Below are 21,753 nucleotides of genomic sequence, written 5' to 3' on the forward strand. Positions count from 1 at the left end.
AACGGCTCTCGGGTGGTGGCTTCGGACGAGTGCGCCCAGGCTGGGAGGTGCGTGTGCGGCGGGCCGACCGCCGCTCCGTTCCGGCGCGCGTCCGAGGGGCCGGGGCCACCGCAGGGCACGACGAAAGGCAGACGTACCGATGACCGAGAGCCGTCCCGCCACCACGTCCGACTCCGGCGCTCCGGTGGAGAGCGACGAACACTCGCTCACCGTGGGTCCCGGCGGACCGATCCTGCTCCAGGACTCCTATCTGATCGAACAGATGGCGCAGTTCAACCGTGAACGGATTCCGGAGCGCCAGCCCCACGCCAAGGGCAGCGGCGCGTTCGGCCACTTCGAGGTCACCCATGACGTCAGCCGCTTCACCAAGGCGGCCCTCTTCCAGCCGGGCACCCGCACCGATCTGGTCATCCGCTTCTCCACCGTCGCGGGGGAGCGCGGCAGCCCGGACACCTGGCGCGACCCGCGCGGCTTCGCGGTGAAGTTCTACACCAGCGAGGGCAACTACGACATGGTCGGCAACAACACGCCGGTCTTCTTCATCAAGGACCCGATGAAGTTCCAGCACTTCATCCGCTCCCAGAAGCGCCGTGCCGACAACAACCTGCGCGACCACGACATGCAGTGGGACTTCTGGACCCTCTCGCCGGAATCCGCCCACCAGGTCGCCTGGCTGATGGGGGACCGGGGCATCCCGCGCACCTGGCGCCACATGAACGGCTACACGTCCCACACGTATATGTGGATCAACGCCTCCGGTGAACGGTTCTGGGTGAAGTACCACTTCAAGACGGACCAGGGCATCGATTTCTTCACCCAGCACGAGGCCGACCAGATGGCGGCCGTCGACACGGACTACCACACCCGGGACCTCTTCGAGCACATCAGGGACGGCGACTTCCCCTCGTGGACCCTGCACGTCCAGGTCATGCCGTACGCGGAGGCGGCGACGTACCGGTTCAACCCGTTCGACCTCACCAAGGTGTGGCCGCACGGCGACTACCCGCTGATCCCGGTCGGCCGGATGACCCTCGACCGCAACCCCACCGACAACCACGCCGAGATCGAGCAGGCGGCCTTCCAGCCGAACAACCTGGTCCCCGGCATCGGCCCGAGCCCGGACCGCATGCTCCTCGGCCGCCTGTTCTCCTACGCGGACGCCCACCGCCACCGCATCGGCGGCAACTACCAGCAGCTCCCCGTGAACGCCCCCGTCGTCGACGTCCACACGTACTCCAAGGACGGGGCGATGGCCTACCGGAAGACGACCGACCCGGTCTACGCCCCCAACTCCAAGGGCGGTCCCGCCGCCGACACCGAGCACCACGGCAAGCCGCCCAGCTGGACGGCGGACGGCGAGATCACCCGGGCGGCCTATGTCTCGCACGCGGAGGACGACGACTGGGGCCAGCCCGGGACCCTCGTGCGCGAGGTCCTGGACGACGCGGCCCGCGACCGGCTCGTCGACAACGTGGTCGGTCATCTCCTCAACGGGGTCGGCGAGCCTGTCCTGGAGCGCGCGTTCACGTACTGGAAGAACATCGACAAGGCCCTCGGCGACCGCATCGCCCGGGGAGTCCGGACCAAGGCCGAGGAGACCGACCCCAAGGCGGCCCGGCAGGACAACCCCGCACGCGAGTCCATGCGGCGCAAGGCGTGAACCTGCCCTGCCCGTGACGGAGCAAACGGCGGAGGCCGGGGCGATCGTGCCGCCCCGGCCTCCGCCGCAGGTCCGTCCGGGTCCGTCCGGGTCCGTTCGGTCGCGTCCGGGTCAGTCCTGCTCGTCGTCCTCCGGGATGCTGACGAGCCAGCGGGTCTCCTGACGGGGCCGCAGGTAGAGCGCCCAGTAGAGGGTGGCGACGGCGGTGATGCCACCGGTCCACAGGAGGTACTCGGTCTCCTGCATGTACAGGACGTACGCGAGGACGCCGATGAGCAGGACCGGGACGGCCGGCCACAGCGGCATGCGCCAGGCCTGGCCCTGGCCGTGCACCCCGCGACGGCTGAACAGGGCGGCGATCGCGACCAGCAGGTACATTCCGGTGACCGAGACTCCGGTGACGCCGTACAGGGTGTCCAGGTTGACGAAGCAGAGGGCCGCGCCGGGCACGCCCACGAGGAGGGTGGCGACCCACGGCGAGCCGAAGCGGCCGAGGCGGGACAGGGCGTTGTTGACCGGCTCGGGCCAGGCCTTGTCACGGGCGGAGGCGAACAGCACGCGGGAGTTCTGGATGACCATCACGATGCCGGCGTTGATGATGGCGAGCGCGACGCAGAGACTGATGAAGGTGCCGACGGCCGAGTTGGACCAGGCGGTGATCATGCCGCTGATGTCACCGGCGGTGAGGGCTTCCAGGTCGTCGGCGCCGAGGGTGATGGCGACGACGGGCACGAGGATGACGGCGCTGGAGATGCCGAGCGTGGCCAGCACGGTCCGGGCGACGTTGCGGCGCGGGTTCTCCAGCTCCTCGGAGAGGTAGACGGCCGTCGAGAAGCCCTGGGTGACGAAGAGGGCGATGGCGAGGCCGGAGACGACGAGCGCGCCGGTGACGAGCGAGTGGGTGCCGCCCTCGCCCGCGACCTGTCCGTGCACCAGGGCCCCGGCGCCGCGCTGGGTGTGGGCGAAGCCCAGGATCGCGACGATGCCGGCGGCGACGACCTCAAGGACGAGGAAGATGCCGGTGATCCAGGCGTTGGCGCGCAGGTCGAGCAGACCGGCGAGGGTCGCCAGGAGCATGACCCCGGCGCCCGCGAGCGGAGCCGGGATGTGCACGATCGGTTCCAGGTAGTCGGCGGTGCCCATGGAGATCACCGGTGGCACGATCATCACGACGAGCAGGGAGAGTACGAAGACCAGCCAGCCGGCGAGACGGCCCGCGAGGGTGGAGACGATCGCGTACTCGCCGCCCGCGCTGGGGATGAGGGTGCCCAGCTCGGAGTAGACGAAGGCCACGCCGATGCAGAGCAGGGAGCCGATGGCGATGGTGAGGGTGGTGAAGGTGCCGACGCTGCCGAAGAGGTCGGGGACGACCACGAAGAGGGTCGAGGCGGGGGTGACGCACGAGAGCGTCAGGAGGGTGCCGCCGACGACACCGATGGAACGCTTGAGCTTCTGCGGCGTGGGCCCGGTCTGAGGGGCCAGGGCGTGTGGTGCGCTGAGGGTGTCGGTCATCAGACGGTTCCGATCGATGCGTGCGGTGATTCTGCGCGGGAGCGGTATCGCCTCCGAGGCGGCCGGTGATGTGAGGGGGTCCGTTGCTCCCGGCTGAATGGAAGCCCGCACGGAACCGCAGGTCAATGGTCGGCAGACTGCGAAATCCGTCGTCGAGGAGCGAGGCGACGGCTCTTTCGGGGGTTAAGAACGCGATAAGACGGCGCGAACGCTCCGTGTGGGAACCGCAGCACCCCCTTGAGGACTTTTCCTGCGCTTTACCTTCCCGCCCCTGCCGCACCCCTCGCTTCCCGGGCCCCACGCCTCCCGGGCCCCTTGAGCCTCCTGGCCTCCGGGGCGCAGGAAGCGTGGGCGGGCGGGGCGGCTACCCCTCTTCGAGGAGTACGGCCGGCAGGACCCCGTCGACGATCGGCTCCCGGGGGAGCGAGATCCCGAAGAACTCCTCCCCGACCCCGACCCCGACCCCGAGCGCGACGTGGTACGCCTCGCCGGGGCCGGTCCCGTCCCGGGCGGCCCGGCTTCCCGTTCGTCTCCTCGTACTCCAGGAGACAGACGCGGGCGCCGCCCTCCGACACCGTCCCGAGAGACCCGAACACCCCGGGCCGACCGCCGGACGCCTCTGACAACGAGTCCGATTCGGCCGCCCGCCGGTCGCGGCGCCGCCGCGAACGCCAAGTTCACACCCATCGGAGGGCGGCCTGTCCGGCGGCGGAAAACCGCTTGCCCCCACCGCACCCGTCGCGGACGATCGCCAGCCGTGACGCATACGCATACGCATACGAGCCGGAATACGAACGAGGAACAGAGCCCCGCCGGGCCCCGGCCGTTGGCGCTGGTGACCGGTGTCGGGCGCACGGTCGGCATCGGCGCCGCCATCGCCCGTCGACTCGCGGCGGCGGGCTGGGACATCGCCTTCACCTATTGGACCCCCTATGACCGGCGCATGGAGTGGGGAATCGAGGAAGGGGCGGCAGAGACGATCGGCCGGGAACTCGCGGAGCACGGCGCGAAATCCCTGCCCGTCGAGGCCGATCTGATGGACCCGCAGGCGCCCGCCCGCGTCTTCGACGAGGTCGAACGCCGACTCGGCGGGGTCACCGCCCTGGTGATGTGTCACTGTGAATCGGTGGATTCCGGTCTGCTCGACACCACGGTCGAGAGCTTCGACCGGCATTTCGCCGTCAACGCGCGCGCCACCTGGCTGCTGATCCGCGAGTTCGGCCGGCGCTTCACCGGAATTCCCGGGAACGGACGGATCGTCAGCCTCACCAGCGACCACACCGTGGGCAATCTCCCCTATGGCGCGAGCAAGGGAGCACTCGACCGCATCACCCTGGCCGCCGCCCACGAACTCGCCCCGCTCGGCGTCACCGCCAATGTCGTCAACCCGGGTCCGGTGGACACCGGCTGGATGACCGAGGAAGTACGGGAACACATTCTCCGGCGGACACCGCTCAACCGCCCGGGAACTCCGCAGGACGCCGGAAACCTCGTGGAATTCCTCTGCTCTCCGCAAGGACAGTGGGTCAACGGACAACTGCTGACGAGCGACGGCGGATTCTCCTCGTCGGGAAGCGCGTGACCGCCCCACCGGGCCGATCCCGCCCCGCCGGAGGGCGCGCGGGCGGCGGCCCGTGTCCGGCCCCCGGCGGCAGGCGCGCTCACCCGCTCCGGTGCGAGCCGCCGAGGAAGCGGATGTGGGGGCGCCCGTCCGGGCCGGGATGGGTCACCGAGGCGCGGACGCCGTACACCTCCGCCACCAGCCGCTCCGTGAGGACGTCGGTCACCGGGCCCGCCGCCACCACCCGCCCCTCGCGCAGCACCACCAGATGGTCGCAGTGCATCGCCGCGAGATTGAGATCGTGCAGGGCCATGACACAGGTGAGACGCAGCCCCGAGACCAGGGCCATGAGGTCCAGCTGATGCTGGATGTCGAGATGGTTCGTCGGCTCGTCGAGCAGCAGCTCGCGCGGCTCCTGGGCCAGCGCGCGGGCGATCTGCACCCGCTGCCGCTCCCCTCCCGAGAGCGTGCGCCAGCCACGGTCGGCCCGGTCGGCGAGACCCGTACGGGCCAGCGCGGACCGGACGGCCTCCTCGTCGGCGCCCGTCGCGGGCGACCACGCCCGCCGGTGCGGGATACGGCCGAGACGTACCGCGTCGGCCACGGTCAGCTCGACCTGCGTGTCGGCGTGCTGCTCCACGACGGCGACCCGCCGGGCGAGCGCCCGTCGCGGAACGGAGCCCAGCGGGTCCCCGTCCAGCGTCACCACCCCGCCGTCCGGCGCGAGGACACCGGCCAGGACGCGCAGCAGGGTCGACTTCCCCGAACCGTTCGGGCCGAGCAGCCCGGTGAGCGTGCCGGGGCGGGGCGCGATCGTCACCCCGTCCAGGACGAGCGCGCCCCCCGCCGTACGGGAGACGCGGTCGGCCCGCAGCCCCTGACCGCCGGTCACCGGCCGGTCCTGGTGCGGTAGAGCACGAGGACGAACGCGGGGACGCCGATGAGCGAGGTCACCACGCCGACCGGGACTTCCCGGGGATCGAGGACCGTACGGGCGAGGGTGTCGGCCCACACCAGGAAGACCGCCCCGGCCAGCGCGGACAGCGGCAGCAGCCGGGCGTGACCGGGCCCCGTGAGGGCGCGGACCGCGTGCGGCAGGACCAGACCGACGAAGCCGATCGCCCCCGCGGAGGACACCAGGACGGCCGTGAGCAGCGCGGTGACCGAGAGGAGTACGAGCCGGGTCCGGGCCACGGAGACGCCGAGCGCCGCCGCCGCGTCCTCGCCGAAGGCGAAGGCGTCGAGCGTACGGGCGTGCCCACCGCAGACGAGGAGCACCACCGCCAGGACGGCGGCGCACACCCCGACCTCCGGCCACCCCGCCCCCGAGAGCGAGCCGAGCAGCCAGAAGAGCACGCCCCGGGTGGTCTCGGCGTCGGCACCGGTCATCACCACGAACGAGGTGAGGGCGGAGAAGAGCTGCATCGCCGCCACCCCCGCGAGGACGACCCGGTCGGTCGAACCGCCCAGCGTGTGGCTCAGCAGCAGGACGAGCGCGAAGGAGCAGAGCGCGCCGAGGAAGGCGCCCCCGGTGACGGACACCGCCCCGCCGCCCACCCCGAGCACGATCACCGCGACCGCCCCGGTCGAGGCGCCGGAGGAGACGCCCAGGACGAAGGGATCGGCGAGCGGATTGCGCAGCAGGGACTGCATCACCACCCCGCAGACCGCGAGTCCGGCCCCGCAGACCGCCGCGAGGAGGGTCCGGGGCAGCCGCAGGTCCCAGACGATGCCGTCCCGGATCGCGCTCAGCCCGGAGGGTTCGCCGCCGAGATGCGAGGCGACGGCGGACCAGACGTCCGCGACCCGGATGTCGGCGGGCCCGATGGTGAGGGCGAGGGCGACGGATGCGCACAGCAGGACGATTCCGGTCGCGACGGCGAAGGGTGGAAGCGCCCGGGAGACACGCCGTCCGGAACGGCTCGCGGCCCCGCTCCGGAGGGAGAGACCCACCGCCCCCGCGCCACCCACCGCCCCCGCGCGACCCGCGGCATCCCCTGCACGGTCCACGGCGTCCTCCACACGAGCCGGGGCGTCGCCCGTACGGCCCGCGACCTTCGTGAGGTCGTCGCCGCCCGAACCGCCCGAACCGCCCGAACCGTTTGCGGGTGCTTCGTCCGTGCCCGGCGTCCCCCGGCCGGGGCGGGTCACTTCGCGAGCCCGTACGTCCGCAGTGCGGCGGCCACCTTCTCGATGCCCTCGACGGTGCGGATCGTGGGGTTCAGGGCCTGGCCGCTGAGGATCACGTACCGCTTCTTCCGCACCGCCGTCATGTTCCGGGTGACGGGGTGGGACTCCAGGAACTCGATCTTCTTCGCGGCGCTCTCGGCCGACTGGGTCTCGCGGGTCAGGTCGCCGATCACCAGGACGTCGGGGTCGCGGTCGACGACGGTCTCCCAGTTGATCTGCGGCCACTCCTCCTTGGTGTCGTCGAAGACGTTCCGCACCCCGAGCGCCCCGCTGACGATGCCGGGCGCGCCACAGCATCCGGCCATGTAGGGGCCCTGGGAGTCGGAGTACCAGTAGAGGACGGACGCGTCGGCGAAGTCGGCGCCCGCCTTGGCCTTCGCCACCCGGGCGCGGAGTTCGCCGACGAGCTTCTCGCCGCGCTCGGGCACGTCGAAGATCCGGGAGAGGTCGCGGATCTCGCCGTACACGACGTCCATGGTCAGCGGCCGGTTCCGGATGCCGTCGCCGTCGCCGCTGTTGTCCTTGCCGACGCAGTCGGTGGGGGAGAGGTACGTGGGCACGCCGAGCTTGGCGAACCGGTCCCGGGGCGCCACACCGCCCTTGCCCAGGGTGTAGAGGAAGGTGGCGCTGACGAAGTCGGGTTCGGTGTCCAGGACCGTCTCGAACGACGGGTACTGGTCGGAGAGCCGGGGGACCGCGGCGTTCGCCTTCTCAAGGCCCTTGAGGACCGGGTCGGTCCAGGTGCCGGTGCCCACCATGCGGTCGGCGAGACCGAGCGAGAGCAGGATCTCGGCCGATCCCTGGTCGAGGGCGACGGCACGCCGGGGCGGGTGCGCGACCTCGACCCGCTGTCCGCAGTTGGCGTCGAGCCGGACGGGGAAACCGGCGGAGGCCGTCCCCTTCGCCTCGGGCGCGGCGGGCGTGCTGCCGGAGCCGCAGCCGGCCACGAGTACGGCACCGGCCACGAGCAGTACGGCGGAACGGAGGGAACGGACGAACGGCACGGAAGAAGTCCTCTGGCGTCATGGCCCATGCGCGGAGCCTGTCGTACGGTGCTCCCCGGGCGACGGCGTACGTCACCCGGGCCGCCAGCAAGGTCTTCGGACTCGGGGTCGTTCGGACGGAGCGCCTTCCCAGGCCCCCTCGGGGCCCAGTGGCCGATGCTCCGCCCGTCACCCTCACCGCTGCGCGTCAGCTCCGGATTCCCACCGGATTCCCTGACCCGTGCACATACCGTGTCGATACGTACACAGGTGCGACTGGCCTGGGCAAGCTACCACAGGCGGATTCCGTGCCCGGGTGGCCGCCCGTCAGAAGGAAGTCCAGGTGAAAGCCACCTCGTCGCCGTTCCCTATCGCGAACTGGCAGCCGCCGACCGGGGTCGACGTACCGTTCACCGCGATGTTCCAGTAGGCCGAGGCACCGCCGTCGACCCCCTTGACCGTGTTCACGAAGTAGTCGTCGAAGGAGGCGTACCAGGCGCCGTCCCACGTGAAGCCGTTGCGCTTGGCCGCGTGGTCGAGGGCGGCGGTCGGGGTCGGGACCTTGGAGGCGTGGGCGCCGCCGTTGGTGCCGTCGCACTTGTGGGTGCCGCCCGTGGCGGCGGTCACGTCATGGCCCCAGGTGAGGATCTTCTTCCGGAACAGCAGCCCGTCGGGACCCTGGACGGTGACGGTGACCCGGACCGGGGCGTTGGTGAACGCGACGGCGTCGCTCTGGGCCGTGACCGGGGCGGCGGTGGCGAAGAGCGTGCCGAGGACGGCGGCGGAGACGGTGGCACGGCGCAGCAGGGCGCGGGACATGGGCGTTCCTCTCGGGTGCGGGTGGTGGGGTTCAGCCGTCGCGGCGCGTGAAGCGGACCGGAGCCTGGAAACGGGCCCGGCGGGCGGCGCGGCGGAAGACGGTGAGCACGGCGGGGCCGGCCAGGGTGAGGGCGACGAGATTGGTGACGGCGCGGCCGGTGTCCCAGCCGAGCGAGGTCGCCAGGTCGAAGGCGAGATAGCGCTGGAACTGCTCGGTGAACGGCAGCCCCGGCAGATACGCGATCGAGCTGTTCGGATCGAGGGAGAAGGGCCAGAAGGAGAGGTTCAGCAGGAAGCCGAAGAGATAGCCGGAGAGGGAACCGTAGACCGCGAGCAGCAGGACCTCGCGGCGCCCGGTCGCCTTCGGCAGGAACCCCGCGAGCATGCCGACGAATGCGCAGCCGAACATCTGGTACGGCATCCACGGCCCGACCCCGCCCGTGATCAGTGCGGAGGCGAAGAGGGAGGTGCAGCCGAGACTGAAGCCGAACCCTGGCCCGTACACCCGCCCGGCGAGCACCAGCAGGAAGAAGACCGACTCGATGCCCGCCGTGCCCGCGCCCAGCGGACGGATCGCGGCGTTGACCGCCGACAGGACCCCGAGCATCGCGAGCGCCTTGGAGTCGATCCCGCCCTCGGCGATCTCGGAGATCACCACGCACAGCACGACCGCGAGCAGGACGCCGAAGATCAGCGGCGGCGCGTAGTTCGAACCGAAGGTCCCCGGCGCCACCACGAACGGCCAGAAGAACGCGACGAGGCCGAGGAGGGCGGCCATCGCGATCACGATCCGCGCCCGGGGACCGATCCGGATGGCCGGATCGCTTCGGCGTCCCTCCCCGGAAGAGCCCTTCCTCTTGGAGGGCGTCACGGGCAGGACGCCGTCGTCCGAGGCGTGCCCGCTCATGCCGTCCCTTCCCGCCCGGCGGCGGACGTACCGGCGGCGGACGTACCGGTAGTGCGCGTCCCGGTAGTGGGCGTACCGGCGGTGGTCGCTCCGGAGGCGGCCGTGAGACCCGCCGTCGCCTGGGCGACGGTGAGATACGGAAGCGGCGCGAGGATCTTGGCCGTCTGCGGGGCGAACACCGGCGAGGCGACGATGACCTCCGCCGTCGGCCCGTCCGCGACGATGTCCCCCTCCGCCATGACGACGACCCGGTCGGCGGCTCGGGCCACGAACTCGACGTCGTGGGTGGCGATCACCACGGACCGCCCCTCGGCCGCCAGTTCGCCCACGATCCGTTCGAGCTGCTCCTTGGCCCGGTAGTCGAGCCCCCGGGTCGGCTCGTCGAGGAACATCACCACCGGCGCGGCGGCCAGCTGGATGGCCAGCACGAGGGCGAGCTTCTGCCCTTCCGACAGATCACGGGGATGCAGGTCGTCGGCGATCCCCGGCGCGAGCCGGTCCAGCAGGGTCCGCGCGGTCGTCCCCGTCGCCGCCGTACCGGACTCGCTGTCCGCCTGGTCCAGTTCCTGCCGCACCGACTCCAGATAGAGCAGATCGGTGGGCGTCTGCGGCACCAGACCCACCAGCCCCCGGGCCTCCGACGCGGACAGGTCACGCGGATCGGCCGCGCCCGCCGCCCCCGGCCGCAGGACCCGCACCGAGCCCGCCGAGCGCGCCCCCGCCCCCTGGAGCGCCCACAGCAAGGACGACTTGCCGGAACCGTTGCGCCCCATCAGGGCCGTGATCTCGTCCCCGGCCAGCCGCAGATCGACCTCGCGCACGGCGGGCACGCCCCGGTAGGAGACGGTGACCCCGCGCGCCGTGAGCAGCTCGGGGCGTTCGGCGGGCGGTACGGGCCGGGCCGGTACGGGTGTCGTCCCGGCCAGCCGGGACCGCAGCGGCGCGGCGGCCCGGCGCGCGTCCCGTACGGACAGGGGCAGCGGCGCCCATCCGGCCGCCCGGCCGAGTTCGACGATCGGCGGGGCGACCGACGTCGTACGGAACACCTCGGCGGGCGGGCCGTCCACCACGCGCCCGTCCCCGGGCAGATACAGCACCCGGTCCGCGTACTGCACCACCCGCTCAAGGCGGTGCTCGGCGAGGAGCACGGTGACCCCGAGATCGTGGACGAGCCGGGTCACCGCCGACAGGACCTCCTCTGCGGCGGTCGGATCCAGCGCGGAGGTGGGCTCGTCGAGGACGAGGACCCGGGGGTGGGCGGTCAGCACCGAGCCGATCGCGACGCGCTGCTGCTGCCCGCCGGACAGCTCGTGCAGGGCCCGGTGACGCAAGTCGGCCAGACCGAGCAGATCGAGGGTCTCCTCCACCCGCTTGCGCATGGTGGCCGGGGGAACGGCCAACTGCTCCATGCCGTAGGCCAGTTCCTCCTCGACGGTGTCGGTGACGAACCCGTCGATCGGGTCCTGCCCCACGACGCCGACGACGTCCGCGAGTTCACGCGGCGGATGCGTGGCGGTGTCCCGCCCGTCGACCACGACCCGGCCGTGGAGCGTGCCGCCGGTGAAGTGCGGCACCAGGCCGTTGACCGCGCCGAGCAGCGTGGACTTCCCCACGCCCGTATGGCCGACGACCAGGCACAGTTCCCCCTCCTCGACGGTGAGGTCGACGTCCCTCAGCACGGGTGCGGCGGCGTCCTCGTACCGGACGGAGACCTGCTCGAAGGTGATCACGGGGCTTCCTCGGGGCGTGGTGCGGGAGTACGGGACGCCGGGGCGGCGGTCGCGCGCGGCGGCTGCCCCGGCGGCGGGGCGAGGAACCCGGCGGCCCCCGCCAGGAGGATCGCCGCGGCCGGGACGAGCGGCAGCGTCGGCCAGCTCAGCGGATGGATCGACGGGTTGAGTTCGGCCGCGTCGAAGCCCGCGTTCGCGAACAGCAGCACGGCCGACAGCACCCCGCACCCCGCGACCGCCCACTCCGCGAACCGCCAGGGATCGGGCCGGTAGGCGGTACGGGTCACCCGCCTGCCGCCCAGCCGCAGCCCAGCCCCGCACAACAGCGCGCCCACTCCCATGGCGGGCAGCCCGAGCGCCTTCGGCGCGGTCGCGTCGAGCAGGCCGTACGCCCCCGTGCACAGACCGCACATGCCGAGCAGCATCAGGGCGCCGGTGGCGCGGCGCGAGGCACGGGTGGCCGTCCCGGCCCGGCCGTAACCGCGCGAGTCCATGGCGGCGGCGAGCCGCAGGGAACGCTCCAGGGCGTCCTCCAGTACGGGGACGACGATGCCCCGCAGCGCGCGCAGGCCCTTGGCGCGGCCCGAGCGCAGCTTCCGCGCGCGGTGCACCCGCTGGACGCTCTGGACCAGTTGGGGCGCGACGCTGATCGACACGGTGACGGCGACGCCGAGTTCGTACAGGGCGCCGGGGAGTACCCGAAGGGCCCGCTTGGGGTTGGCGAGCGTGTTGGCGGCGCCGACGCAGCAGAGCATGCAGGCGAGGCGGAGCCCGTCCGTCGCGGCGGAGAGCAGGGCTTCCAGGGAGACGGGGCCGCCGATCCGGATGCCCGCGTACCAGTCGGGGGTGGGGAGGGTGGGCAGGGCGAAGAGGAAGTGGTCGTGCGGGGTGATGCCGGTGGCGAAGACCGCCCGGAAGACCACGCGGATCGCCACCACCGTCAGCGCCAGATACAGGTAGTACGCGAAGCCCCGGGCCCAGGGGGCCTCGGTGCGGCGCATGGTGATGACGTATCCGAGGACCGCGAGGACCAGGAAGAGCAGCAGCGGGTTGTCGGTCCTGCTGACCGCGGTGGCCAGGGCGAGGGCCCAGATCCACCAGGCGACCGGGTGCAGGGTGCGGGGCAGCCTCCGGCCGCCCGCGTCCGCCCGGACGGGGGACGGGGACGGGCCCGCGGGCGGCGTGCCGGTGTCGGTCCTGGCCACCCGGCTACTCCGTGCGGCGGCGCTTGGCCGCGTACCAGGCCCCGCCGCCGATCAGCAGGACGAGACCGCCGGTCGCGACGACCGGCGTGAACGAGCCCGCGTCGTGCGGGGCGTCGGCGGCGGGCGCCGCGTCGACGACCCGGGGCGCCCCGGAATCCGTCGCCGTGACGGTAGGGGCGGTAGGGGCGGTCGGGACGGGCGCGGACGACGTGGCACTCGGCGGCGGGGTCGGCGTCGGCGTGGTCGGTGTCGGGGTGGCCGGGGTGGGCGTCGGGCTCGCGGGCGGCGGGGCGGTGGTCGGTACCGGCGGGGCGGTCCGGGGCGTGGTCGGCGCGGGCCGGTCGGGTGCCGGGCCGGTGTCCGTGCCCGGCGGCGGAGCGGCGGTCCGGGTGTCCTTCGGTGCGGGCGAACCGCCCCCGGTGGGCGTGGAGTTGTGCGCGCGGAGCTGGTCCGGGGTGAGCGCCGGACGGCCCTGAGTGCCCCCGATGTCGGTGCCGCCGAAGATCCACAGGTCGACGCTGCCGGGCTTCGGCTTGTAGAGCATCGCGCCGAGCCGGCTGTACTCCCAGTCGTTCGCGCCCGGGTCGGCGTGCCAGTACGACCAGTAGGCGGACGCCGGGGGAGTGAGGACGCAGTCCTCCTGGGCCGGGGTGGGGTACTGCTTCCCGCCCTGGTGGCCGCTGTAGCCGATGCGGCAGATGAAGGCCGGACCGTCGTGGCCGGTCCCGGTGGTGCGCCAGCCGCCCTGGTTGAGGAGTTCGTAGCCGGTGGTGGGGGTGGTCCCGCAGGAGCGGTAGACGGGGCCGCCCCAGTGACTGAAGTCCACGGCCAGGACCACGCCGGAACCGGTCGTGCACCGGCCCATGGGCTGGGGGGCGGCCGAGGCCGGGCTCGTGGTGGCGGCGCCCGCCGCCACCACGAGCCCGAGGGCGGCCGCGGTCCGCACGAGCGCGGCCACCGTACGGGAGAGGGTCATCGGGTGCCCCCGGGCGCGGTCCGGTGGCGCCGGGAGGCACGGGTCACGGCGTAGCCGCCGAGGGCGAGCAGCGCCGCCGCCGCGCCGAGCCACAGGGTGCGCAGACCGGTCGCGGCGAGGTGTCCGCCCTCGCCCTGGCCGCCGCCGGACCGGCCGGTGGCCGTGCCGTCGACGGTGCCGGTCCCACCGGCCGCCGTGCCGCCGGTCCCGCCGCCCGTGCCGCCGTCCTCGCCCGGGGTGATGATCACCGGGGCGGTCGCGGAGGAGGACGGGTGCGGGGTGCCGGTCGGCGTGGGCCGGGGGGCGGCGCCGTCGAGGTCGCGGTCGAGGACGGCGAAGGAGACTCCGTCGGTGCCGCCCAGCGCCTGCACGGACGCCCGGACGTCCGAGCCCTGGGTGTCGCCCGCGACGGTGTCGAAGCCGCCGTCGGCGTTCTGCCGCGCGCGCAGGAAGGCACGGGCCTTCGCGATCTGCGCCTGGTACCGGGGGGCGTCCAGGGCCAGCCCCTGGAGGGCGAGGGCGGTGGAGTTCACCGAGTTGCCGGAGGCGCCGGGGAAGCCGCCGTCCGCGTACTGCCGTCCGGCCAGCCAGACGAGTGCCTTGTCCACGGCCGCCTGGGAGGCGGCGTCCGGCAGCAGGTCGACGGCCATCGCGGCCATCGCGGTGGAGTCCACCTCGTCGCCGCTCCGGACGGCGAGCAGGCTTCCCCAGGCTCCCGAGGGGCGCTGGAGGCTCTTCAGATAGGCGGTGGGAACGCTCGCGGCGTCCGTCTCGCCCGCCCGGAGCTGGGCGATGACGCCCAGGGACTGGTCGAAGACGGAACTCGCGTTGGTGTAGGCGCCCTTGGCGGCGCAGGGGCGGCCCGACTCCGGGGTCCTGGCGGCGCAGGTCTCCTCGGCGAGGGCCCGGATCAGGTCCTGGCCGCCGAAGTCGCGGGCGTCGCGTCCGACGGACTGCGCGGCCAGCGCCGTCTTGCCGAGGGCGCCGCCCACCGGGTGCGTGGTGCCCGCCCCGGTGTAGTCGCCGATCGTCCGCCCGGCGGCGTCCTCGCCCCGGCCGTCCAGGAAGTCGACGACTCCGCGCAGGGTGGCGTCGTCGGTGCCGGTGGCGGCGAGCGCGTAGACGAGGTCGATGGTCATGCCGAAGTCGGCCCGCCCGGTGGGGTCGGAGGCGTAGTAGTGGCCCTGGAGCAGCCGGGCGGGATCCGTCAGATACGCGGTCGCCTTGGCCAGGTCGGGGGCCGGTCCCGAGGGCATGACCGGGCCGGTCGGGGTCGGCTTCGGCGTGGTGGCCGTCGGCTTCGGCGTGGTCGGCCTCGGGGTGCCGGGCGTCGGGGTGGGCGTGGGGAACGTCGGCGGTGTCGTCTCCTCGGCGGTCAGCCGCAGCAGGTCGGTGCGGGCGCCCGCGACGGTGGCCGGGACGGTGGAGACGATCCGGGCCGTGGCGTCCTCCTCCTCGAAGGAGAAGCCGCCTTCCGGCAGCTGCTGCCCGGAGAGCCAGGAGACGGCGGCGTCGGCCCGCTCCGTGTCGCCGAGCGCCCGCAGCGCCTGCGCGGCCAGCCCGGTGGCGTACGGGCTGCTCACCATGGCGTAGTACACGGCGGGCAGGCCGCCGCTCGCCATGTCCGACTGGGCCTTGCGCAGGTAGTCCCGCCCGTCGGCGACCGCCTGGGGGTGGCCGCCCGCGCGCAGCAGCGCCATCACTGCGAGGCCGGTGGCGCCCGCCTCGCTCTCGCAGGACTCGCCGGGCCGGATGAGCATGCTGGTGAAGCCGCCGTCGTCGCACTGGAGTTCGGTGAGGCGGCGGACGGCCTCGGCGGGCGGGGTGACGCCGCGGCCGGTCAGGGCGATGACGGCCAGGGCCTGGCCCTCCGCCTTTCCGGCGGCGCGGCCGGAGACGGGGAAGTCGCCGGGGGTGGAGCAGTTCGGCGTCGTCGGGCCGGTGGCGCAGACGTTCCCGGCCAGGTCGGCGAGCAGGTCGCGGCCGCCGAAGGAGCGCGGGTCGCCGCCGGTCGCCTCGGCGACCAGGGCGAGCCGGGCCGCGGCCGTGGAGTTGGGCGCCCTGTCCGTGCCGTCCGGGTAGGCGTACGCGCCGAGGTGCTCGGGCCGGGCGAGCACGCCCGCGACCGTGGCGGCGGTGGCGTCGGCGCCGGTGGCGGCCAGGGCGAGGGCGTCCTCCGCGGTCGCCTGGTAGCTCAGATAGGCGTCGATCTCGTCGACGACCCGCTCGCCGTCCTTGAGACGGCCGGTGAGCCAGCGGGTGGCGGCGGGCAGGTCGACCTCGGCGCGCGGGATCTGTGGGACCGGCGGGCCCGAGGGCTCCGGCGCGGGACCGGAGCCACCGGCCCGGACCTGGTCGGGGGTGAAGTCGGGCCCGCCGTTGCCGCCGCCGATGTCGGTCGCGCCGAACACCCAGGCGTCCACGTCGCCGGGCTTCAACTGACGCGCCATGGCGCCGTAGTTGCTGTACTTCCACTTCTTCTGGCCGGGCGAGGCCGTCCAGTACGACCAGTAGGCGGTGGCCTGCGGGGTGACGTCGCACGGCTCCGTGGCCGGGGTCGGGAACCGCGTACCACCGGCGAATCCGGCGTTGCCGATCCGGCAGAGGAAGCCGGGGCCGTCGTGGACGGTCCCCGCCGTGGTGAAGCCGCTCGACCAGAGCAGTTCGTAGCCGGTGGTGGGGGTGGTGTCGCAGCCGCGCTCGATCCCGCCGCCGAAGGGGCCGAAGTCGACGGCGACGACGGCGCCCGTGGTGGCCGTGCACCGCTCGACGGGGTCGGCCTTCGCGACCGGTGCCGAGGCGAGGAAGGCCACCCCGGTGCCGGTGGCGAGGAGGGCGGCCGTCGTCAGGGCGAGGAGACGCCCCTTCGTCCCCGCTCTCGCTCGCGTCGCCTGTCCGCTGTGCACGGCCCCTCGTCTCTGCCGTACGGACGCGGGCGCGCGGCGCGGACGCCCCCCGGAGGCGATGCCGAAGGGGGCGGGGACGGCCACGCCGTAGTCCACGACGGCGTTGGTGCTCGATGGTTCGAATTTCCCGGGCCACAGGTATTCCGGCTCGCCCGGACGGTGCCGGGCCTACGGTTGCGGGTCAGCTCCGGCGTCGAACCGGATTCCCCTGAGGCTGAGTGCGTATCAGCCGCACATGGAACAGGGATTCGGCTACGGAGTCAAGACCTGCCCCCTTCCTGCGAGTTCACGGGCTCACGGACAGTGGCGGACCTCGCCGGGCTGAGGTAGCGTCCCGAATCGCCAGAGGGGGGAACCCGGTGGGAATCCGGGGCTGACGCGCAGCGGTGTGGGACGGCTTCGTGCCGTGCCGAGCCCGAATGCCCCGACGGCACGGAACCAACAGAGAGCCGTACCACGCGCATGCGGACGGCGGCCCCCTGGCCCTGCCGTCCCGGCGCCCCTCGGCGCGCGGCTCGCACGGGCCGGAGCGGTCGGCGTCCGCCGACTCCAGGAGCAGCCCGTGCCCCTTTCCCGAACCTCCCGACGCCTCGCGCTCGCGACCCCGGCGGCGCTCGGCGCGCTCGCGCTGGGCGTCCTGCCCGCCTTCGCCACCTCGACCCCGGCGCAGATCGCGACGTCCAGGACCAACGGCGTCGCCTACCTCAAGACCCTCCAGGGGGCGGACGGTTCCTACGCCGGATCGGGCCTCTCCAACGAGTGGGCGTTCAGTGCCTTCGCCGCCGCCGGAACGGCCGTCGTCGACGTCGCCCCCGGCGGCGACACGACGAAGAACGCGCGCACCGTCTACCGCACCCTCCTGTCGGGCTCCACCTGGCCCTCCGCCTCCCCGGTCGTCACCGACTACGAGCGCGGCACGCTCAACGCGTACGCGGCGGGCATCGACCCGGCCCGCGTCTCCGCCTCCCGCAATCTGATCGCCGACATCTACGGCTACTGGCAGACCGCCGAGCCCGGCTACTTCGGCCCCTCCGCCAACTTCAACGGCACCGTCTTCGCCGCCCTCGCCCTCGGCGGCGCGAAGACCCAGGCGGGCGGCGGGCGCGTCCCGCAGGCCCTCACCGACGCGCTCGTGGCCAGGCTCCGCGCCAACCAGCACGACGACGGCGGCTGGACCTACCAGAAGGTCGAGGGCAGCCCCACGGGTCTCGGCTCCGCGAGCGACATCGACATGACGGGCGCGGCCATGGCCGCCCTCTGCGTCTCGGGCGTGCCGAACACCGACACCGACATCGTCCAGGCCAAGGCCTTCCTCAAGGACAAGCTGGTCGACGGCACCGGCGCCTTCAACTCCCTGTACGGGGTCAACACCAGCTCCAACGGCTGGGGCATATCGGGGCTCGAAGCCTGCGGCATCGACCCGCAGTCCACCGACTTCACCACCCCCAGCGGCAAGACCCCGGTCGACTTCCTCCTCGCCAACCAGTACAAACCGGCCGGTGGCTTCAAGTACAAGCCCACCGACACCGGCGCCTCCGCCTACGCGTCCCTCGACGCCCTGCGGGCCGTCGCGGGCGGCGGCTTCACCTCCGCCCCGCCGGTCCCGGTCACCTCCGGCGCCACCCGGTGGGTCGCCCAGTCCTCCTTCGCCTCCGGCACCGCCACCAGGCTGGCCCTCACCGTCGACGACGGCGCGGGCGGCCTGAAGGTCTGCTCCGTCTCCTTCACGCCCACCGGTACGACGACCACGCTGGGCGCGGTCCTCGACGCCGCCGTCACGGCGGGCGCGCCCGCCGGGTGTGTCACGGGACTCACGCCGTCCTCCGGCACGGGCACGATCACCACGGTGAACGGCAAGGCCAACAGCGGCTCCGGGACCTGGAAGGCGAGCGTCGACGGCTCCGCGTTCACGGCGGCCACCCGCGAGAAGTCCATCGGCGTCGGCGACACGATCGCGCTGCGCTGGGGCGTCTGACAGCCGGTCCTGCCAGGGCGGACCCGCCCCGGCAGGACCGGGCTCTCACACCGGCGCGGGCAGGCTCGCGGCGAGCGCGGGGACCGGGCGCGGGGCCCCTTCGGTGTCGATGGCCACGAAGGTCAGGAACGCGGTGGCGACCTCGGTCGCCGGACCGGAGTGGTTCCACCGCTCGGCGGTCACCCGGACCCCGACCGTCATGGAGGTCCGCCCGGCCCGTTCCAGTCCCGCCTCGACGCTGAGCAGGTCCCCGGCCCGTACGGGGGCGAGGAAGGTCATCCGGTCGACCGAGACGGTGACGGCCGGGCCTCCGGCGTGCCGTCCGGCGGCGGCGGCCGCGGCGTCGTCGATCAGCTTCATCATCACACCGCCGTGGATGGTGCCGTACAGATTGGTGTCGTGCTCGCTCATGATGTGCGCGAGCACCACCCGTGAGTCGTCCGGCGTCTTGACCTGACGGGTGACGGGCGTCGTCGCGGCGGGGGCGGTGGGGCCAGGGGGGGTGACGGTGGGATCGGCCACGTCAGCTCTCCTTCATCTCGGTGGGGTGCCGCCCGCGCGTCCGGATCGCGGAGGCGCGGGCGGCGACGGTCCCGGACGGATGGCCGGAGGCGGGGCGGCCCGTGGACCGCTCCGCCTCCGGCCGCCGGGACCGGTGGGGTCTCGTCAGGACGCGGACAGTTCGCCCCGGACGGTCCGGGCCGCCGCGACGAGGTTCTCCAGGGAGGCCCGGGTCTCCTCCCAGCCACGGGTCTTCAGACCGCAGTCGGGGTTGACCCAGAGCCGCTCGGCGGGAATCGCCCGGAGCCCTTCGCGGAGCAGGGCCGTGGCCTCCTCGGCGGAGGGCACGCGCGGCGAGTGGATGTCCCAGACGCCGGGCCCGGCCTCGCGCGGGTAGCCGTGGGCGGCGAGCTCGCGGGCGACCTGCATGTGGGAGCGGGCGGCCTCCAGGCTGATGACGTCGGCGTCGAGGTCGTCGATGGCCTGCACGATGTCGCCGAACTCGGCGTAGCACATGTGGGTGTGGATCTGGGTCTCCGGCCGCACCCCGGCGGTGGTGAGCCGGAACGCCTCGGTCGCCCAGGCGAGGTACGCGGCGTGGTCGGCCTCCCGCAGCGGAAGCGTCTCGCGCAGCGCGGGCTCGTCGACCTGGATGACGGCGGTGCCCGCGGCCTCCAGGTCGGCCACCTCGTCGCGCAGGGCGAGGGCCACCTGACGAGCGGTCTCGCCGAGGGGCTGGTCGTCGCGGACGAAGGACCAGGCGAGCATGGTGACGGGCCCGGTGAGCATGCCCTTGACCGGCTTGCCGGTGAGGGACTGGGCGTACGTCGTCCAGCGGACGGTCATCGGCTCCGGGCGCGAGATGTCACCGGCGAGGATCGGGGGCCGGACGTAGCGGGTGCCGTAGGACTGGACCCAGCCGTGCCGGGTGGCGAGGTAGCCGGTGAGCCGCTCGGCGAAGTACTGCACCATGTCGTTGCGCTCGGGCTCGCCGTGCACGAGGACGTCGAGGCCGGTCTTCTCCTGGAAGGCCACGACCTCCCGGATCTCCGCGCGGACGCGCTCCTCGTATCCGGCGGTGTCGGTCCGCCCGGCGCGCAGGTCGGCGCGGGCGACGCGCAGGGCGTCGGTCTGCGGGAAGGAGCCGATGGTGGTGGTCGGCAGCGGCGGCAGGGCGAGGTGGGCCCGCTGGGCGGCGGCGCGTTCCCGGTAGGGAAGGGAGCGGCGGCCGTCCCCGTCGGCGACGGCCGAGGTCCTGGCGCGTACGGCGGGATCACGGGTGATCGGGGAGCCGGCGCGGGAGGCGAGCGCGGCGCGGTTGGCGGCCAGCTCGCCGGCGATGGCGCCGGTGCCCCGGCTGAGGCCGGTGGCGAGGGTGACGATCTCGGCGGTCTTCTGGCGGGCGAAGGAGAGCCAGCGCAGGATCAGCGGGTCGATGTCCTTCTCGGCCGCCGCGTCGAGGGGGACGTGGAGCAGCGAGCAGGAGGCGGAGACGTCGACGCGGTCGGCGAGACCGAGCAGGGTGCCGAGGGTGGCCAGGGACTTCTCCAGGTCGGCGGCCCAGATGTTGCGGCCGTCGACGACGCCCGCGACCAGCCGCTTGCCGGGCAGCCCGCCGACGGCGGCGAGGGCGTCCAGGTTGGCGGCGGCAGGCCCGGTGAAGTCGAGGGCGAGACCTTCGACGGGCGCCTTGGCGAGGACGGGCAGGGCGTCGCCGAGCCGGTCGAAATAGGAGGCCACGAGGAGCCGCGGCCGGTCCTCGACGGCGCCGAGGTCGCGCAAGGCGCGGGCGGCGGCGCTCAGTTCGGCCGGGGTGCGGTCCTGCACCAGGGCGGGCTCGTCGAGCTGCACCCACTCGGCGCCGGCCGCCCGCAGGTCGGCGAGGACTTCGGCGTACACGGGCAGCAGCCGGTCGAGCAGGGTCAGCGGGTCGAAGTCCGCCGCCACCCCGGGGGCGGGCTTGGCGAGCAGCAGATAGGTGACGGGCCCGACGAGGACGGGCCGGGGCGAGAGCCCCAGCGCGAGGGCCTCCTCCAGCTGGGCCACCTGCCGTGAGGAGTCGGCGGCGAAGACCGTGCCGGGACCCAACTCGGGGACGAGGTAGTGGTAATTGGTGTCGAACCACTTGGTCATCTCCAGCGGGGCGACGTCCCGCGTGCCCCGGGCCATGGCGAAGTAGCCGTCCAGCGGGTCGGCGGCCACCGCCTCCCGGTGCCGGGCGGGGAGGGCGCCCACCATCACCGTGGTGTCGAGGACGTGGTCGTAGTACGAGAAGTCGCCGGTCGGCACGTCGGTGACGCCCGCATCGGCGAGCTGCCGCCAGTGGGCGCGGCGCAGTCCGGCGGCGGTGGCGTGGAGGTCGTCGGCGGAGACCCGGCCCTTCCAGTACCCCTCGATCGCCTTCTTCAGTTCCCGGTCGCCACCCTGACGGGGGTAGCCGTACACGGTGGCCCGTGTCGCCGCGGCTGCGGACTTCGTGGTCACGGAGATCTCCTTCGCGAGATGAATCCCTGAGGTCCCGGCGACGGGACGAGAGACGCGAAGGGGCGACGAGCCGGGCGGGGAACGCGTGCGCGGTGGGCACACTGCTCCGCCTGGTGTGTACGCCGACCCGCCCTCGAGGTCACCGGGATGTCCGCGCGCGGAATCGTCCGCGTGCGGGCAACGGGCAGGTCTTCGGACTCGCGGGCACGCCCTCCTCGTGGAGGACTCCTACTGGCCGTCGCTTCCCGGACCCGTCCCGGATCCAGTGCGTATGACGGCGGTCGTTCCCGCTCACCGCTGCGGGGCAGTCCCGGATTCCCACCGGGTTCCCTCTTGCGACGCCT

14 protein-coding genes, 1 pseudogene and 4 riboswitches are annotated in these 21,753 nt (G+C 73.4%); of the genes and pseudogenes, 3 read left to right on the forward strand and 12 right to left on the reverse strand.

What is annotated here, in order from left to right:
• The first annotated feature begins 139 nt into the window (after positions 1-139).
• Positions 140-1,660, forward strand: coding sequence for a catalase (locus BU197_RS21485; RefSeq protein WP_188269936.1), 1,521 nt, complete (start codon positions 140-142; stop codon positions 1,658-1,660).
• Positions 1,661-1,771: 111 nt separating this feature from the next.
• Here the strand turns inward: BU197_RS21485 and BU197_RS21490 are convergent, their stop codons facing one another.
• On the reverse strand, positions 1,772-3,172 hold the full coding sequence (locus BU197_RS21490; RefSeq protein WP_188269937.1) for an APC family permease: 1,401 nt from the start codon (positions 3,170-3,172) through the stop codon (positions 1,772-1,774).
• Positions 3,173-3,929: 757 nt separating this feature from the next.
• On the opposite strand from BU197_RS21490, the gene BU197_RS21495 reads away from it, so the two are divergent.
• Positions 3,930-4,754: an SDR family oxidoreductase gene (locus BU197_RS21495; RefSeq protein WP_411158514.1), complete on the forward strand. Its 825-nt coding sequence runs from the start codon at positions 3,930-3,932 to the stop codon at positions 4,752-4,754.
• A 79-nt stretch (positions 4,755-4,833) separates the two neighbouring features.
• Here BU197_RS21495 and BU197_RS21500 read toward each other — a convergent pair whose 3' ends face one another.
• The 9 genes from BU197_RS21500 to BU197_RS21540 all read right to left on the reverse strand — a co-directional run bounded on the left by BU197_RS21500 (position 4,834) and on the right by BU197_RS21540 (position 16,392).
• A complete protein-coding gene (locus BU197_RS21500) occupies positions 4,834-5,625 on the reverse strand; it encodes an ABC transporter ATP-binding protein (protein WP_188269938.1) in 792 nt (263 codons plus the stop codon).
• On the reverse strand, positions 5,622-6,599 hold the full coding sequence (locus tag BU197_RS21505) for a FecCD family ABC transporter permease (RefSeq protein ID WP_317452063.1): 978 nt from the start codon (positions 6,597-6,599) through the stop codon (positions 5,622-5,624). Before BU197_RS21505 ends, BU197_RS21500 begins: the two co-directional genes overlap by 4 nt.
• 281 nt (positions 6,600-6,880) lie before the next feature.
• Positions 6,881-7,927 (reverse strand): ABC transporter substrate-binding protein, encoded by a 1,047-nt coding sequence (locus BU197_RS21510; RefSeq protein WP_188269940.1) that lies wholly within the window; start codon positions 7,925-7,927, stop codon positions 6,881-6,883.
• 90 nt (positions 7,928-8,017) lie between these two features.
• Positions 8,018-8,142, reverse strand: a riboswitch (cobalamin riboswitch).
• A gap of 91 nt (positions 8,143-8,233) precedes the next feature.
• On the reverse strand, positions 8,234-8,725 hold the full coding sequence (locus tag BU197_RS21515) for a DUF4430 domain-containing protein (protein ID WP_188269941.1): 492 nt from the start codon (positions 8,723-8,725) through the stop codon (positions 8,234-8,236).
• A gap of 31 nt (positions 8,726-8,756) precedes the next feature.
• Entirely contained in the window at positions 8,757-9,503 is a 747-nt protein-coding gene (locus BU197_RS21520) for an ECF transporter S component (RefSeq protein ID WP_223182692.1), read from the reverse strand.
• 125 nt (positions 9,504-9,628) lie between these two features.
• Positions 9,629-11,362: an ABC transporter ATP-binding protein gene (locus BU197_RS21525; protein ID WP_188269942.1), complete on the reverse strand. Its 1,734-nt coding sequence runs from the start codon at positions 11,360-11,362 to the stop codon at positions 9,629-9,631.
• Entirely contained in the window at positions 11,359-12,567 is a 1,209-nt protein-coding gene (locus BU197_RS21530) for an energy-coupling factor transporter transmembrane component T (protein WP_411158515.1), read from the reverse strand. The genes BU197_RS21525 and BU197_RS21530 overlap by 4 nt, the downstream gene beginning before the upstream one ends.
• Before the next feature lie 4 nt (positions 12,568-12,571).
• The gene (locus BU197_RS21535) at positions 12,572-13,543 is read right to left on the reverse strand and encodes a hypothetical protein (RefSeq protein WP_188269943.1); all 972 of its coding nucleotides are present in this window, start codon (positions 13,541-13,543) and stop codon (positions 12,572-12,574) included.
• Positions 13,540-16,392, reverse strand: a complete 2,853-nt coding sequence (locus BU197_RS21540; RefSeq protein ID WP_223184113.1) for a prenyltransferase/squalene oxidase repeat-containing protein — start codon at positions 16,390-16,392, stop codon at positions 13,540-13,542. The genes BU197_RS21535 and BU197_RS21540 overlap by 4 nt, the downstream gene beginning before the upstream one ends.
• Positions 16,393-16,564: 172 nt before the next feature.
• Positions 16,565-16,705: riboswitch (cobalamin riboswitch) on the reverse strand.
• Between the two features lie 93 nt (positions 16,706-16,798).
• Positions 16,799-16,874, forward strand: a riboswitch (cobalamin riboswitch).
• A gap of 137 nt (positions 16,875-17,011) precedes the next feature.
• On the opposite strand from BU197_RS21540, the gene BU197_RS21545 reads away from it, so the two are divergent.
• On the forward strand, positions 17,012-18,424 hold the full coding sequence (locus tag BU197_RS21545) for a hypothetical protein (RefSeq protein ID WP_188269944.1): 1,413 nt from the start codon (positions 17,012-17,014) through the stop codon (positions 18,422-18,424).
• A 78-nt stretch (positions 18,425-18,502) separates the two neighbouring features.
• Here BU197_RS21545 and BU197_RS21550 read toward each other — a convergent pair.
• Both BU197_RS21550 and metE read right to left on the reverse strand, forming a co-directional pair.
• Positions 18,503-18,835 (reverse strand): annotated as a pseudogene (locus tag BU197_RS21550) (acyl-CoA thioesterase); the annotation flags it as partial.
• A gap of 255 nt (positions 18,836-19,090) precedes the next feature.
• A complete protein-coding gene (gene metE, locus BU197_RS21555) occupies positions 19,091-21,409 on the reverse strand; it encodes a 5-methyltetrahydropteroyltriglutamate--homocysteine S-methyltransferase (RefSeq protein WP_188269945.1) in 2,319 nt (772 codons plus the stop codon).
• A 186-nt stretch (positions 21,410-21,595) separates the two neighbouring features.
• A riboswitch (cobalamin riboswitch) is annotated at positions 21,596-21,744 on the reverse strand.
• Positions 21,745-21,753: the final 9 nt, after the last annotated feature.

This window comes from Streptomyces sp. CBMA291 (assembly GCF_014596525.1).
In the GTDB taxonomy this organism is placed as follows: domain Bacteria; phylum Actinomycetota; class Actinomycetes; order Streptomycetales; family Streptomycetaceae; genus Streptomyces.

Bases quoted from the DNA above. Each gene is read 5' to 3' on its own strand.
- BU197_RS21485 (WP_188269936.1), top strand. From the start codon at position 140: ATGACCGAGAGCCGTCCCGCCACCACGTCCGACTCCGGCGCTCCGGTG.
- BU197_RS21490 (WP_188269937.1), bottom strand. From the start codon at position 3,172: ATGACCGACACCCTCAGCGCACCACACGCCCTGGCCCCTCAGACCGGG.
- BU197_RS21520 (WP_223182692.1), bottom strand. From the start codon at position 9,503: ATGGCCGCCCTCCTCGGCCTCGTCGCGTTCTTCTGGCCGTTCGTGGTG.
- BU197_RS21515 (WP_188269941.1), bottom strand. From the start codon at position 8,725: ATGTCCCGCGCCCTGCTGCGCCGTGCCACCGTCTCCGCCGCCGTCCTC.
- BU197_RS21535 (WP_188269943.1), bottom strand. From the start codon at position 13,543: ATGACCCTCTCCCGTACGGTGGCCGCGCTCGTGCGGACCGCGGCCGCC.